Consider the following 14,506-nt stretch of genomic DNA (forward strand, 5'->3'; position numbering starts at 1 on the left):
AGGACCTATTAAAGTGCTTGCGGAGACGGTGATCGGTTGATTCAATGGCGGCGCTGAGGAGGCGTCGTGATGAGTGATTTGATCTGGTTGTCGGCGGCACAGATGCGTCGGATCGAGCCGCACTTTCCCCTGTCGCATGGGGTGCCGCGCGTTGACGACCGGCGAGTGATCAGCGGGATCATCTTCGTGATCAGGAACGGGCTGCGCTGGCGCGATGCGCCCAAGGACTACGGTCCGCACAAGACGATCTACAACCGCTTCATCCGCTGGAGCCGGCTGGGTGTGTTCAACCGTATCTTTGCAGCGCTGGCGGCAAAAGGCGGCAAGCCCGACCAGTTGATGATCGATGCGACCCACCTGAAGGCACACCGAACCGCCGCGAGCCTCCTCAAAAAGGGGCTCTTCCCCGATGTATCGGACGCACCAAAGGCGGCCTGAACTCCAAGCTGCACGCGGTCTGCGACGGCCAGGGCCGACCGCTGGTCATGCTCCTCACCGAGGGGCAGACCAGCGACTACAAGGGCGCAGCGCTGATGCTCGACGCCCTGCCCAAAGCGAGGGCCATGCTCGGTGACCGCGGCTATGACGCCGACTGGTTCCGCGCCGCCCTGATCGCCAAGGGCATCACACCCTGCATCCCATCGAAGGCCAACCGCAAAACCCCGATCCCGCATGACCGAACTCTCTACCGGCAACGTCACCGCATCGAGAACATGTTCGGCAGGCTCAAGGACTGGCGGCGTATCCACACCCGCTATGACCGCTGCGCGCACGCCTTCTTCTCGGCCATCGCGCTCGCCGCGACCGTCATCTTCTGGCTGTGATCAATGAGTCCTGAGCCTAACGCTCGAGCCGAGGCTCGATGCCGTGGTCGAATCCGAACTGTCGCATGCGTCGAGTTCATCGAGCTGCGTGCTTCGTGGGTTGCGCCGGCCACGTATGGTGGACCACCTTGACTTCGGGATCCAGTGGCCCAACTCAGATCAGTGCCGCGCTCCGCATAAGTAGTTTCCGAAACTGATGTGGCGTCACCCGAAAGCCTACATTAGGCAATTGGCCGGACCGTGTTGATGGTTTGGTGCCGGAATGGAAGACCTGACCATGTCCAAAGACGCTTTCGCAATCGACCCCGATCATGCCGGTTCACTTTCTGGTACCCATCTTCACGCGCTCGAAAAGGTCTTTCAACACCCCCTCTCGCACAACCTGTCGTGGCGTGAGGTGAACAAGCTGTTCGCGACAATCGGATCCATTGAGCACCGACACAACGGTGACCGTGTGCTGAACGTCGGTGGAGAGAAGCTGATCCTGGAGCCAGAGAAGGGCAAAAATCTCGATGCGACCGACGTCATGGATATACGACATTTGTTGGCCCGCGCCGGATGGGCAGCGAAACCGTCCAACCCGGAGACGGTCGCAGCCAACACGATGGTACGCGGGGACCGCCAGTGAAATTACACATTCTTGGTCTCGGCGCGCTGCTTGTCGGCGGCGGTACGGTATCGGCCCAGATTGTCGGCAAAGAGCTCGCGCGAAGCGCAGCCCATTATGACATGCCTGCTGCCAGGTTGGTTGCCCAAGCGGTTCTCGACCGCGGCCGGTAGGGCGACGTGCAGATGTGGTCGGAATCGGGCAAGACCGGCAAGGTCCATCTCCTTGATGGCGGCGGAGCGTCAAAATGTGGTCGTGTCCGACTGACAGGGATACACCGTGGCGTCGAAACCCACGGCTACATCTTTCGATACTGCCGGAACGCTGCAGGGGATTGGCGCACCTTAGGCTGACAACAACGCGCTTTTCTTCCCGCACTAAAGGTTGCCGGAGGCTTGCGACGATCTGCACAGCTAAAGGGACCTGACGTCAAGCTCAACAGCATTTAACGCCGGCCAGCCTTCCGATGGCGGCCGCGTAAGTAGTTTCCGATGCTCCTAAGGCGGATGGGTCGGCGGCACTAGAGTTTCGGCTAGTAATCGGGCGAGCATCGCCTCTCGGGTCCGGCTAGTCACGGAGGACGGCCATGGTCGAAGCGCTTCCAGACTGGGACAGTGAATACGACGTTATCGTCGTCGGCTATGGCTACGCCGGTGCCACCGCGGCGATCACCGCCCACGACGCCGGTGCCAAGGTTCTGCTCCTCGAGAAAGCCCCGGAAACTGACAAGGGCGGCAACAGCCGCGTGTCCGCCAACCTCGTTTTCTGGCCGAATGACATCTTGATGGCAAAGGCCTATTTCCGCGCGCTTGCCGGGCCCTACACGGACGACATATCCGACGGGATGATCGACGTTTGGGCGACCGAGATGCACGCCAATCGGGCGTGGCTAGAAAACCTTGGTATGACGCCCTTCGACCTGCCGTACATCGAGTTCCCCGAGATGGCGGGGTCTGAGTGCGTTCGCGTGCTGATGAACGGTCCGGGGCCGATGGGCGGTGAACGCCTGTGGCGGATTATCGAGGCTGCCGTTGCGGCGCGTGATATCGCTGTGCTGTATCAGTCGCCCGCGGTCAGCCTCGTCAAAGACGACTGCCAAATCCTCGGCGTTGTCACGGAACAGCATGGCGAGCGTGTTGCTATCCGCGCAAAGCGCGCGGTGGTGCTCACGTGCGGCGGCTTTGAGAATAACCCGGCGATGGTCCGAAACTATGTCGACGGCTTGCCCCGGATCTTCCCGAACGGCACCCCGTACAATACCGGCGACGGCATTCGCATGGGCCTCGAAGTCGGTGCTCAGCTTTGGCACATGAACAATATCTCGGGTCCGATCCTGTCGTTCAAGGCGCCCGAGATCGCAGTGGCACAGTGGCTCAACCTGCCGAAGGGCACGAGCTACCTGTTCGTTGCGCGCGACGGATCACGGTTTACGATGGAGGGCGATCCATGCATCACCGGCGACCTGCACGGCAAGGTCAAGCGTCACGGCTACTGGGGGCAACAAGTGCTGCCGATCCCGATTTACATGATCTTCGACGAAGATTTCCGCAAATCCGGCCATATCGGTAGGGCCACCGCCGACTGGGATGTCAGCCACGGCAATCTCTATAACTGGAGCGACGACAACCTGCGTGAAGTCGAGAAGGGGTGGATCAAGAAGGCCGACACGATGGAGGCCTTGGCCGCGCTGATCGATATCCCAGCCAAAGCACTCGTTGGCAGCGTCGCCCGGTTCGACGCGCTCGCAGTGGCCGGCGAAGACACTGACTGGGGCCGTTCTGCCGGTAAGATGGCACCTCTCGCGGTTCCGCCCTTCTATGCGATCGAGTTGACCCCGGCGTTTGTGAACACTCAGGGCGGCCCCCGTCGAAACGAACATGCTCAGGTAATTAGTACGAACGGCACCCCGATCGGACGGCTCTTCTCCGCAGGCGAGCTTGGCTCGATTTACTCGTTTCTTTACCAAGGCGGGGCCAACATCGGTGAATGCTTTGCCTTCGGCCGCATCGCGGGCCGCAACGCTGCGGCGATGGCATCAGCGCTCAGCGCTGCGAAGCAACTGGCGGCCTGAAAGTGACAGATGTACCGCTCGACTGCCTCATCGTCGGGGGCGGACCGGCTGGTTTGACGGCAGCTACCTACCTCGGGCGCTTCCGCCGGGATGTCACGATCGTAGACAAGGGGTGGAGCCGTGCCGAGTGGATTACGCGCAGCCGCAATGTGCCGGGCTTTTCGGCGGGGGTCGGCGGCTCCGTCCTGCTCGATCTCATGCGGACCCAAGCGCGCTGCTTCGGGGCCGTCCTCGAGCACGGCACCGTCGAGGCAATTGGCCGCGGAGCCGATGAGCTATTCACCGCCACTTTCGGCGGTGCGTCGGTAACTGCATATACCGTTCTGCTCGCCAGCGGCGTCGTCGAGAACAAACCGCCGTTGGCGCATCTCGCCGACGCAGTGAAGCGCGGGCTAATCCGGACCTGTCCGATCTGCGACGGCTACGAAGCGATCGACATGGCCATCGCCGTCCTTGGCAATGGTGAGCATGCTGCTGCTGAGGCGCTGTTTCTGCGCACATATTCGGCAGCCATCACGCTGCTCCTTACAGCCGCCGAAACTGCCGACTTGTCGAGTGCGACGCGAGCGGCACTGCAAGCCGCGGGCATAGCGCTCAGTCATATCATCATCGGCTCAGTCAGCGTTGATTTGAACGGCGTCACGGTTTTGACTGTCGAGGGCGGCCAGCAGCACCGGTTCGACCTCGTATACACCGCCTTCGGGACTACCCCCCAAAGCGCGTTGGCAGCGGAGTTGGGCGCGCGCGTCGAAGCCACTGGCCGACTATGCGTTGACGAGCATCAGGCCACGTCGGTGGCTGGACTTTACGCTGCCGGCGACCTCGTGCGAGGGCTCAACCAAATTAGCGTCGCCGCGGGCGAGGCCGCGATTGCTGCCACGGCAATACATAACGGTCTTCATCGCACTTTCGCTGTTCGCAGTGGCGCCGACAAGCAACCGACAATCAGATAATCTTGCATACTGCGGATTCCGGGACGCGGGCGTCAGCGCTGCTTCGATCCGGGCGAGCCTTTTCCGTGGGGGTCTATCGACCAGCTGGATCTTCCTCGTCGGCCGGCTATGGGTGCCGTGTTCGCTGTCTTGTTCGACTGCGTTCAAAGAGGTGCGCCAAGCGCCGTGAGGAGTTTATTTGCGCATGGGGCACCTGCTCGCGTAACATTTGGCGAACGTCATGTATTCTCCCGAACTGCTGCCGAGCTCTTTCAAGCGCTGTACCAGTCGAGTTAAGGCGTCGCCGATGGCTTTTTCGTTTGCATCGGGTGAACTAATTCGGGGGTGTTAGCCTGATAACGACCCCGCCTGCAGCAAGACTGACTTCCGCGCCGATTTCTTTTGCCCGGAATTCGATCACGACGCCCTTATGGTTCTTTAGGCTGGCGCTACCGCGCTGGCCCTTGCTGATCGTGCTGCCGGCACCGGCGGTGCCATAGGTGCCAGCAAAATCCGCGACATTTGTTAAATGATAAATTTCGCCGGTGCCATTTATACTATTCATACCTAGTCCTACGGCGCTGAGACCATCGACCTTGAAGGGATACGTTTTACCCCTAAACGTCAGCACTCCATTACCCCAGGTGAAAACAACGCCGACCGCGACGGAATCACCCGAAAATGTCGCTGTTGCCGAGGGCATTGTCTTGGCCTCGGCTGGCGCCAGCGTCGCGGTGGCAGCAAAGATAGACAGCGCGATTATGAGACTTGATTTCATAACATTACCCTTGTTCCGACGCATAGTTACCCGGCGCCATTTCGGATTCAGGCGGAGGCGGGTTGCCTCACCTCGGCTTTTGGCTTTTCGGTGGTACCGCCGGTCAAATCGAGCACGACGCGCGAGGGCACCTCACCCTTCTCAAGTCGTTCCAGGACCGAATTGATCGAAGCGAGTGGTTGCAGCTCAATATCTGCCTTGACCTTACCTTCGGCGGCAAACTGCAGGCATTCGGCCATGTCCTCGCGGGTGCCTACGAACGAGCCGCGGATGGTGATGCAATTTGCCACCACGTCGAACAACGGTGTCGGGAAATTGCCTGGCGGCAGGCCGACGAGGACGCAGGTGCCCCGCTTGCGGGTCATCTCCACGCCCTGCTTGAACGCGGGCAGGGACGGCGCAGTGATCAGAACGCCGTGCGCGCCGCCACCGATCGCCGCCTTGAGCATCGCCGCCGGGTCCTGGGTCTTGGCGTTGACCACCATGTCGGCCCCAAGCCGTTTGGCGTGGTCAAGCTTGCCGTCGTCGATATCGACCGCGCAGACGTGGAGGCCCATCGCCTTCGCGTATTGTATCGCCATATGGCCAAGACCGCCGCAACCCGAGACGGCGATCCATTCGCCCGGCCGCGCCTCGGTTTCCTTGATACCCTTGTAGGTCGTAATTCCGGCGCAGATCAGCGGGGCCGCCTCGGTGGGGCTGAGCTTCATCGGGATATGGGCGACGTAGTTTGGGTCGCCGAGAAGATATTCGGCGAACCCGCCGTTCTGCGTATAGCCGCCGTACTTAGCCTCGGGGCAGACCGTCTCCCAAGCCGACAGGCAGTATTCGCAGTGGCCGCATGCCGAATAAAGCCACGGTACACCGACACGGTCGCCTTCTTTGACGAGCGTTACGCCGGCGCCAAGCGCAACGACGATGCCAATCGCTTCGTGACCGGGAATGAATGGCGGCGTCGGCTTCGCTGGCCAGTCGCCGTTGGCGGCGTGTAGGTCGGTATGGCAAACCCCGCACGCCTCAGTCTTGACGAGGATTTGACCCGGACCTGGCGTCGGCACATCCCATTCCTGCAGTTGCAACGGCTTGCCGAAGGCGGTGACGACAGCAGCATGCATTTTCTTGGCGATCATGGTGCGTTCCTTTTCGAATGAATGGGGGATGGGCGTGGCGGGTTCAGAAGCCCACCCTGACCGAGCCGACGTAATGCGGGCCGTAGAGCCTGCCGTCGGCATGAGAGTCGGTGTCGGAATATCTAAATCCCACGGCAACATGCTTGTTGAGGGCATAGGCAGGGCCGAGGTTCCAGGTGGTAAAGCTGTGGCCTGCATCGATTTCCTGGCGGCCGATCGCGCCGCGCAAGGTCAAACCATGAACGATCGTATACGTAGCGTTGCCCTCGAAGTAGTTCGCGGGCCGCTTCGTGCCGAAATACTCGAAGGCGTGATGGAAGCTGGCGCCCAGCTTGAGCGGGCCGATGGTCCGCGCAACGGCGGCGTGGAGTTCGATCGTATCGATCGACACGCCGGCCGGTGCGCCGATATAGCCGTAGCGGATAAAGCCGAGGTCGAAGTCGAACTTGGTTAGCGACGGTGTCCAGCCGCCGGACAAGTCATACTCGGTATTGATCCCGTTGTGGAAGTCGACGTTTTCTCCGCCCGCGGCAAGATAGAAGTGATCGTAGGCAACCTTGGCGCTGCCGAAGATCGCGACGTGGTTATCGGTCTGGCTAACGCCGCGAAAGATATAATCCGAGGCGCCGGTGAGATTGACGCTGAGCACCGGCGGCGGCGGCTCCGCTACTGGAACCTCGGGCAGCATTGTTTCCGTGTCCGATCCATGCACTTGCGCGTCCGCCGGGCAGAAGCCGCTGCAGAACAGGGCCAACGTCCCCGCGATTACTACAAAGCGCGACATCAGTTTTGACTGGCGCGTGCTATCGGTCATCACGCTGCTGCCGCGCCGAGGCCGCGAACCGCCTCGATCATCTTGATCATTACCGCCTGCGCGTCGCCGAAGACCATGTTGCAATTGGGCATGTAGAACAGGGCGTTGACGATCCCCGAATAACCTTTGCCCTGGCCGCGTTTGATCACGTAAACCTGTTTGGCCTTGTCGGCGTTGAGGATCGGCATGCCGAAGATCGGCGAGGACTTATCGGTGCGAGCCGCCGGGTTGACGACGTCGTTGGCACCGATCACCAGAACGACGTCCGTGGTCGCAAAATCGTCGTTGATTGTGTCGAGCTGAAAGATGAGATCGTACGGCACCCCCGCTTCGGCGAGCAGCACGTCCATCTGCCCCGGCATCCGCCCGGCCACCGGGTGGATTGCGAAGCGAACCTGGACCTTCGCGGCGAGCAGCAGCTTGACGAACTCGTAGAGCTTTTGCTGGGCCTGCGCCGCGGCAAGGCCGTAGCCCGGCACGATGATCACGCTGCTCGCATAGCGCATCTTTATTGCGGCGTCTGATGCCTGGGTCTCGCGCTCGGTCCCGGTGATCGCACCATGCTTCTTCTTTTTGGACGTCTCACCAAAGTTGGCAAAGAGGACGTTAGCGACCGAGCGGTTCATCGCCTTGGCCATCAGCAGGGTCAGCAGCAGACCCGCCGCGCCCACGACCATGCCGGCGATCATCAGGGCCGGGTTGCCGAGGACAAAGCCTTCTAGACCGACGGCAAGTCCGGTAAAGGCGTTGAAGATCGAGATCACCACCGGCATGTCGGCACCGCCGATAGGCAGGGTCATCAGGATGCCGAACAGCAGCGCGAGGCCGAAGAAGATGGTAATCCAAGTGGCGACCGGAAGCATCGGTGCCGCGCCGCCCACCGCCACAAACACGATCCAACCGCCGACCACGACCGAGGCGAGGAAGGCAACGCCGTTCAAAATCCGCTGGCCCGGAAAGCGGAGTGGCTTTTTGATGACGCCTTGCAGCTTCGCCCACGCAATGACTGAGCCCGACATCGACACGGCACCGATGCAGGCACCGAGCAACGTCACCACCAATTGTGTGACGCCGTGCGCCCGGTTGCCGAATAGCTCGACGGCGGCGATGCCACCGGCCGCGCCGCCGCCCATGCCGTTGTAGATCGCCACCATCTGCGGCATCGCAGTCATGGCCACCCTGCGGCCGACGACCCAAGCGCCGCCGCCGCCGATAGCGAGCGCGACGACCGCCAGTCCCAGATTGACCAAGATGTGTGGCTTCGCAGCGGCATCAACGGTGAAGAAATAGAGAAAACTGATGAGGACAGCGGCCGCCATGCCGATGCCCGCGACGCGAATGCCTGATGTTGCGGTCGCCGGCGACGACATCCGCTTCAGCCCGTAGAGGAATAGGAAGGCGGCAACGAGATCGGTGGCGCCGATCGCGATCTGCGAGAGTGTGACGAGCATGTCCCTCACCCCTTCTTCTTGAAGTGATGGATCTTGGCTGAGGTGTGGTGTTTTGCGGCCGCGCCGCTCACCTTGAACATCGCCAGCATTCGGTCGGTCACGGCATAGCCGCCGGCCACGTTCCCGGCCCCGAGCAGCACCGCGAAGAAGCCTATCCCCTGCTCGAGAGGTGTGTTGGCGTTGAGTAAGGCGAATAAGCCACCAACGACGACGATACCGTGGATGAAGTTCGACCCCGACATTAGCGGGGTGTGGAGGATCGCCGGCACGTTGCCGATAATCACCCAGCCGGCAAACGCGGCGAGCATGAAGATGTACAGCGCGACGAAGCCTGTGATCGTGATGTCGAAAGTCATGGTTGGTGTCCCATCACGGTCACGCCGCCTTTGCCTGCTTGGGGGTGTCACACAGCTTGCCGTCGTGAGTGAGCGCGGTCTTCGCGAGAATCTCGTCGCTCCAGTCGATCGTGATGACATTGTCCTTCAGCATCAGCGCGAGCAGGTTGAACTGGTTCTTGGCGTAGAGTTCGCTGGCGTCCGTCCCCAGAAGCGACGGCACGTTCAATGGCGCGACGATGGTGACGTCACCGACGCGGATCGTCTCTCCCGGCTGGGTCATCTCGCAGTTGCCACCGCCCTCGGCCGACAAGTCGACGATCACCGCGCCCGACTTCATCCCCGCAACCTGCGCCTTGCTGATCAATTTGGGCGACGCCTTGCCGGGAATAGCGGCGGTGGTGACGATCAGGTCGGATGCCTGGATATGTTTTGTTAGCGCGGCGTCGACCTTGGTCTTTTCCTCCGCCGTGAGCGCACGTGCGTATCCGCCCTTGCCGGTGGCATCGACGCCGGTGTCGACGAAGGTCGCGCCGAGCGACAGCGCCTGTTCCCTGGTTTCCGGGCGAACGTCATAGCCCTCGACGACGGCTCCCAGCCGATGGACGGTGGCCACCGCCTCCAGCCCGGCGACGCCGAGGCCCATCACGAGCGCTTTCGCCGGGCCGATTACCCCCGCAGCCGAGGTGATCTTGGGCAGCACGCGTGTCATGTGCGTCATACCCAACGCGACGGCATAATAGCCGGCCAACGCCGATTGGCTCGACAGCGCGTCCATTGCCTGCGCCCGCGAGATGCGCGGGATCCGCTCCATCGCGAAGCAGGTGATGCCGCGGGCGAGCATCCGCTTCACGAGTTCGGGTTCGTTGGCCGCATAGACGAAGCAGATCAGGATCGACCCCGGCTTCATCGCATCGACTACCGCCAGCGCCGGCGGCTGGACGCAGAGCACGACGTCGGCGTCGGCGACCATCGCGGTGCGGTCATCCATGAAAACGACATCGCCGTACGCGGCTGCCGGCACCCGGATCGCATCGGCCGCGCCGGTCTCCATGTGGAGCCGCGCGCCGAGCTTGGTCAGCTTGGGCACCAGCGACGGGACGAGCGCGACGCGACCCTCGTTCGGCTGCTTCTCTTTCAGGACGGCGACATTGACGTACATTGGGTGCTCCGGACTGCGGCTGCTGCGGGACGCCCGGCAGAATTACCGGACGTCCCTGACAGCTCAGGCGGGCGCTTTGGCGTTGTGGGTTCGGACCAGCTTCTTGTTGACGAACTGTTGAATGCCCATGTCGCCGAGCTCGCGGCCATACCCTGAGTCCTTGATGCCACCGAACGGCAGCTCGGCATCGGTCCAGTCGATGTTATTGATGAACATCATGCCCGTCTCGACGCGGCTGGCGACGCGCTTGCCGCGAGCGACATCCTTCGTCCACACCGAGCCACCGAGACCGAAGTCAGAGTCGTTGGCGAGCGCGATCGCGGCATCCTCGTCCTTGACCCGGAAGAACAATGCTACGGGACCGAAGAATTCTTCACGGAAAGCGGGATTTTCCGGTTTGATGTCGGTCAGGATGCTAGGCTCCATGAACGACCCCGGACGGTCGATGCGCTTGCCGCCCAACGCCAGCTTCGCACCCTTGGTGACCGCGCCGTCGACCTGCTTGAGCAGCGCAACCAGCGCCTCTTCGGTCGATAGCGGCCCGAGCGTCGTCTTCTCGTCCATTGGGTCGCCGGCCTTGAGCGCACCGAGCGCGGCCTTGAACTTCGCCAGGAACGCGTCGGCCATGCTCTCCACGACGATGAAGCGCTTTGCCGCGCAGCAGGTCTGGCCCGTATTGTACATCCGGCCCCAAACTGCCCATGGGATGGTCAGGTCGAGATCGGCGTCCTCAAGCACGATGAAGGCGTCGCTGCCTCCGAGCTCCATCGACGACACTTTCAGATTCTTCCCGGCGCGCGAGGCGATGCTGCGGCCCGCAGCGACGCTGCCGGTCAGCGCGACACCCTTGATCCGCACATCCTCGACCAGTTCATCCGACTGCTCGTGGCTGATTAGGAGATTGGTGTAGAGGCCAACCGGCGCGCCGGCTTCGAGGAACAGCTTTTCGAACGCGATCGCGCACTGCGGGACGATGCTGGCATGCTTCACCATCAGCGTGTTGCCTGCCATCAGGTGCGGACCGGCGACGCGGGCGAGCTGGTAATAGGGAAAGTTCCACGGCTCGACGCAAAAGATCACGCCGATCGGGCTGCTCTCCATGTGGGCCTCGCCGTTCGTCGGGTTGAGCTTCACCGGTGCAAGGAAGCGTTCGGCGTTCTTGGCGTAATAGGCCAGGATTCGCGCGCTGAACTCGACCTCACCGCGTGCTTCGCCGATCCGCTTGCCCATCTCGGTTGTCATGATCCGCGCGAATTCGTCGGCACGGGCGTGGAGAATCTCGCCGGCCTTGGCGATAATCGTTGCGCGCTCGGCGTACGACTTGTGGCGCCACGTCTGGAAGCAGGCGTCCGCCGCAGCAATCTTGTTCTCAAGTTGAGGGTCGCCCAGCACCTTGAAGGTCTCGACGAGCTTCCTACTGAACGGGTTGAAGCTTTGATAAGTCATCGGTTTTCCTTTTGCGCCACGCCAAGTTCAAAGACTGAAATCCCATCTCGGCCGTTTTAGAATCACGGGGTCAGGTCGTTGCGGCAGCGACTATTTAGGGAATTTCGTTATTGTTTCCGTCCTGATCGCAGCAATCAAATAAGTGCGATCGCTTTGTTCCGGCAGGTTCGGAATGTACCTACAGGCTGCCATAGCCGCGCCGACGGAAGACGGTTATGGACCGATCCGATACGTTCCAAACTCGACGACCGCGAAACCGCAGTGATAAAGCCTGCGGCGCAGACCGGGCATCGGAGATCCTGCTGGTCCCTCACCTTATCGCAGGTCTTCGGGCTAGAACGAGGGTGCTTATCAGTAAGTCTTGAAATAACTTGCCCTGGATGCTATGTCAGCAACTATTGTTGTGGATGTGAGTGCGCCCAGTTGAGATACGCGCTTGCTATTCCGTTGATCCTAGCCGTCGCAGGGTGTGGACGATCACCGTCACGTGATATTGGGCTTTGCCGCAGTGAAGTCGCGCCTCGAAATTCCGAGGTTGGCAGTTCCCCTATTTTGGGATGCATGGAAGCGAAGGGGTATAAGTTTCATAACAAGAACGGTTGCATCCCTAATTCTGTCGCTTGTTACGATGCACCAGGTCGGCCGCCAGCCAATTACCCATTTCCACGAAACTAGGACTCCAACTGCCGATTTGACCCCGTGCAATGCTCACCGTGGCGTGGCGGAGCACTCCGTGCGCAGCTTCCAATGGTTGCGTGTACCTCGTGAATAAAGTAAGCCGCAAATCGCCGTTAGCATCAGATTGCGCGAGCAGAAAACGTTCTGATTGCGATAGGACGTACTGAATTACGGGCGAGTCAATTTAAGAGTTATCGTATCGCAGCTCTACGACAAAGTCGGCGCCGTTGACTGCCCCACGCGTTATCAACACGGGCAATCTCATCGCTAACTACAGTGATTGTTTCCATGATGTTCTCCATCTCCAGCTTTCCTTCCCCCTGATAGAAAGCAATCAGCGCTGGTGCCGTGCGGTAATAAATCACTAGCCGGTTCTTCAACGTTTCAGCAGTGTCGTCCGGTCGCGCCGGTCCATCCACTTTGCGCACCTCTATTCTCTTAATAAGTACATCGTCGTCAATTATTAGGTTGAGCACGAGATCGACCTTCGCCTGTTGTCCGGCCAGTAGCTTGTCAAGTGCCCTTGCTTGCCTGATCGTTCGGGGAAAGCCGTCGAATATAGCGCCGTCGGCACAGTCGGCTTCTCGCAGGCGCTCGGCGATCAGCTCTAAGACGATATGAGCTGAAACGAGGTCGCCGCTAGCCAGGGTCGCCTCCACCGATTGGCCAAGCGCCGAACCGGATGCGACAGCGGCTCGCAGCATGTCTCCGGTCGAAACCCGCGGGACACCTATATGCTTTGAAAGCAATTGGCCTTGCGTTCCCTTGCCCGCACCGGGCGGTCCCAGGACGACAATATTCAATATTTCAGCTTGTTTGGTAAAGCGTTCGATAAGAACCGGCGCTGCAACTCGCCGCTGCCCAAAGCACCGCTCGCGGAGGGGCCGGCGAGTGTCGTCCTCGCCCAGGCCGCCAGCTTGGAGGGTGCTGGCAGGCGAAAGGGATCATCGGTATGCCGACGTGAGTAGTTGGTGTTCCGCGCCACAAGCGGTTCGGGTATGGGCACGGTGTTTGACGATGAGGTCAGCATATCCGCGGAAGCTGCTCGCCGCGAGCCGATCGATGATCCGCCCGCCGCCAAACGACGTCGTCATCTGGACAAAGCGTTGATCGTCGGCGGTGACTGTGCCGATTATGGCAGCGTCGCGCCCGAGCGGATGGGCGCGCATCGTTGCTAGAAGGTCATCAGCAGCCCCTGGCACGACCACGGCGACGAGTTTGCCCTCATTGGCGACGTCGAGGGGGTCGAGACCCAGGAATTCACACGCGGCCATGACTTCCGGCCGAGCGGGTATGCGGGCCTCTTCAATCAGAAAGCCGCACCGCGACTGCTGAGCGATTTTGTTGAGCGTGGCGGCCAGACCGCCGCGGGTCGGATCGCGCAGAAGACGGATCGCGGAGCCCGCAGTATCGACCATCGCGGCGACTAGACCGTGCAACGCCGCGCTATCAGACACGATCTCGGTTTCAAACCCGAGATTGTTCCGCTTCGACATCACTACGACCCCATGATCGCCGATCGAGCCGGATACGATCACTTTGTCGCCGGGCCGGGCCCGGTCGCCCGAGAAGTCAATATGCGGCGGAATGACGCCCACACCGGTGGTGGTGATGAACACGCCGTCGGCCTTGCCGCGTTCGACAACCTTGGTGTCGCCGGTGACGGTAGCGACTTCCGCCTCCCGCGCGGCGTCTACCATTCTGACGGCGATGCACTACGGGTCGGCGGGGGTAAAGTCTTCTTCTGTGATAAAGCTGGCAGCCAGATGCAGCGGCCGCGCGCCCGCCATCGCGACGTCGTTGATCGTGCCGTGCACGGCCAGCGAGCCGATGTTGCCACCAGGAAAAAACAGCGGCCAGATCACATAGGCGTCGGTCGAAATCACCATGCGGCCGGGCGGCGGATCAAAGGTCGCCTGGTCGTTGCCTTGACCGAGGTAGGGATTATCGAAAGCGCTGCGGCAGACTTCGTCGATGAGTTCCGCCATCGCGCGACTTCCCGCGCCGTGCGAGAGATCAACCGTCCTTCTCTTATGTCGAGCCCTCGTACGCCGCCGCGGCGCTGTCACGCGACAGTCTCGGCCATGCGTTCCTTGGCGTTGGCGCGGAACCGGCCATACGCCCAGTAGGCCGCACGGGAATTGCTACGACGCGTCTACTTAACATAGCAGACCGCCAAAAGGAACGGCCAAGCACGGCCCGGTGAGCAAAAAATAGGCAATTCGGGTTGCGGGCGAGGAGGATCGGAATTTACTTAGTTGGCGGGTGATGGGGTGCC

Annotated in this window: 12 protein-coding genes and 1 pseudogene; 4 read left to right on the forward strand and 9 right to left on the reverse strand. The window is 61.1% G+C overall.

The window, feature by feature from the left end; translation table 11 throughout:
• Positions 1 to 69: 69 nt before the first annotated feature.
• The 4 genes from KTC28_RS19960 (at position 70) to KTC28_RS19975 (ending at position 4,455) form a co-directional block, all read left to right on the forward strand.
• Positions 70 to 824, forward strand: a protein-coding gene (locus KTC28_RS19960) for an IS5 family transposase (protein ID WP_219774167.1) whose coding sequence is annotated in 2 segments (ribosomal slippage) — positions 70 to 403 and positions 403 to 824 — 756 coding nt in all. Because the reading frame shifts where the segments join, the coding sequence is not laid out codon by codon here.
• A 262-nt stretch (positions 825 to 1,086) separates the two neighbouring features.
• Positions 1,087 to 1,452 carry a hypothetical protein gene (locus KTC28_RS19965; protein ID WP_216711281.1) on the forward strand — a complete coding sequence of 122 codons (366 nt, stop codon included), beginning with the start codon at positions 1,087 to 1,089 and terminating at the stop codon, positions 1,450 to 1,452.
• Positions 1,453 to 2,017: 565 nt separating this feature from the next.
• On the forward strand, positions 2,018 to 3,502 hold the full coding sequence (locus KTC28_RS19970; RefSeq protein ID WP_216711282.1) for an FAD-dependent oxidoreductase: 1,485 nt from the start codon (positions 2,018 to 2,020) through the stop codon (positions 3,500 to 3,502).
• A gap of 2 nt (positions 3,503 to 3,504) precedes the next feature.
• Positions 3,505 to 4,455: an NAD(P)/FAD-dependent oxidoreductase gene (locus KTC28_RS19975; RefSeq protein ID WP_216711283.1), complete on the forward strand. Its 951-nt coding sequence runs from the start codon at positions 3,505 to 3,507 to the stop codon at positions 4,453 to 4,455.
• A gap of 313 nt (positions 4,456 to 4,768) precedes the next feature.
• Here KTC28_RS19975 and KTC28_RS19980 read toward each other — a convergent pair whose 3' ends face one another.
• The 9 genes and pseudogenes from KTC28_RS19980 to hypE all read right to left on the reverse strand — a co-directional run bounded on the left by KTC28_RS19980 (position 4,769) and on the right by hypE (position 14,297).
• Complete coding sequence (locus KTC28_RS19980; protein ID WP_216711284.1) at positions 4,769 to 5,212, reverse strand: hypothetical protein; 444 nt, start codon at positions 5,210 to 5,212, stop codon at positions 4,769 to 4,771.
• A gap of 47 nt (positions 5,213 to 5,259) precedes the next feature.
• Complete coding sequence (locus tag KTC28_RS19985; protein ID WP_370647439.1) at positions 5,260 to 6,342, reverse strand: zinc-dependent alcohol dehydrogenase; 1,083 nt, start codon at positions 6,340 to 6,342, stop codon at positions 5,260 to 5,262.
• Positions 6,343 to 6,385: 43 nt separating this feature from the next.
• A complete protein-coding gene (locus tag KTC28_RS19990; RefSeq protein WP_216711285.1) occupies positions 6,386 to 7,156 on the reverse strand; it encodes a TorF family putative porin in 771 nt (256 codons plus the stop codon).
• The gene (locus KTC28_RS19995; RefSeq protein ID WP_216711286.1) at positions 7,156 to 8,607 is read right to left on the reverse strand and encodes an NAD(P)(+) transhydrogenase (Re/Si-specific) subunit beta; all 1,452 of its coding nucleotides are present in this window, start codon (positions 8,605 to 8,607) and stop codon (positions 7,156 to 7,158) included. Before KTC28_RS19995 ends, KTC28_RS19990 begins: the two co-directional genes overlap by 1 nt.
• 5 nt (positions 8,608 to 8,612) lie before the next feature.
• Complete coding sequence (locus KTC28_RS20000) at positions 8,613 to 8,963, reverse strand: NAD(P) transhydrogenase subunit alpha part 2 (RefSeq protein WP_216711287.1); 351 nt, start codon at positions 8,961 to 8,963, stop codon at positions 8,613 to 8,615.
• A 19-nt stretch (positions 8,964 to 8,982) separates the two neighbouring features.
• A complete protein-coding gene (locus KTC28_RS20005) occupies positions 8,983 to 10,104 on the reverse strand; it encodes an NAD(P) transhydrogenase subunit alpha (protein WP_216711288.1) in 1,122 nt (373 codons plus the stop codon).
• A gap of 63 nt (positions 10,105 to 10,167) precedes the next feature.
• Positions 10,168 to 11,550, reverse strand: coding sequence for an NAD-dependent succinate-semialdehyde dehydrogenase (locus KTC28_RS20010; RefSeq protein WP_216711289.1), 1,383 nt, complete (start codon positions 11,548 to 11,550; stop codon positions 10,168 to 10,170).
• Positions 11,551 to 12,419: 869 nt separating this feature from the next.
• Positions 12,420 to 13,031: an adenylate kinase gene (locus KTC28_RS20015; protein ID WP_216711290.1), complete on the reverse strand. Its 612-nt coding sequence runs from the start codon at positions 13,029 to 13,031 to the stop codon at positions 12,420 to 12,422.
• Positions 13,032 to 13,251: 220 nt separating this feature from the next.
• Positions 13,252 to 14,297: pseudogene (gene hypE, locus KTC28_RS20020) on the reverse strand (hydrogenase expression/formation protein HypE).
• Positions 14,298 to 14,506 lie beyond the last annotated feature (209 nt).

Origin of the sequence: Polymorphobacter megasporae (assembly GCF_018982885.2) — a bacterium.
In the GTDB taxonomy this organism is placed as follows: Bacteria; Pseudomonadota; Alphaproteobacteria; order Sphingomonadales; family Sphingomonadaceae; genus Polymorphobacter_B; species Polymorphobacter_B megasporae.

Coding starts and splice junctions, on each gene's coding strand:
- KTC28_RS19965 (WP_216711281.1), top strand. CDS start 1,087: ATGGAAGACCTGACCATGTCCAAAGACGCTTTCGCAATCGACCCCGAT.
- KTC28_RS19970 (WP_216711282.1), top strand. CDS start 2,018: ATGGTCGAAGCGCTTCCAGACTGGGACAGTGAATACGACGTTATCGTC.
- KTC28_RS19980 (WP_216711284.1), bottom strand. CDS start 5,212: ATGAAATCAAGTCTCATAATCGCGCTGTCTATCTTTGCTGCCACCGCG.
- KTC28_RS19985 (WP_370647439.1), bottom strand. CDS start 6,342: ATGATCGCCAAGAAAATGCATGCTGCTGTCGTCACCGCCTTCGGCAAG.
- KTC28_RS19990 (WP_216711285.1), bottom strand. CDS start 7,156: ATGACCGATAGCACGCGCCAGTCAAAACTGATGTCGCGCTTTGTAGTA.
- KTC28_RS19995 (WP_216711286.1), bottom strand. CDS start 8,607: ATGCTCGTCACACTCTCGCAGATCGCGATCGGCGCCACCGATCTCGTT.
- KTC28_RS20000 (WP_216711287.1), bottom strand. CDS start 8,963: ATGACTTTCGACATCACGATCACAGGCTTCGTCGCGCTGTACATCTTC.
- KTC28_RS20005 (WP_216711288.1), bottom strand. CDS start 10,104: ATGTACGTCAATGTCGCCGTCCTGAAAGAGAAGCAGCCGAACGAGGGT.
- KTC28_RS20010 (WP_216711289.1), bottom strand. CDS start 11,550: ATGACTTATCAAAGCTTCAACCCGTTCAGTAGGAAGCTCGTCGAGACC.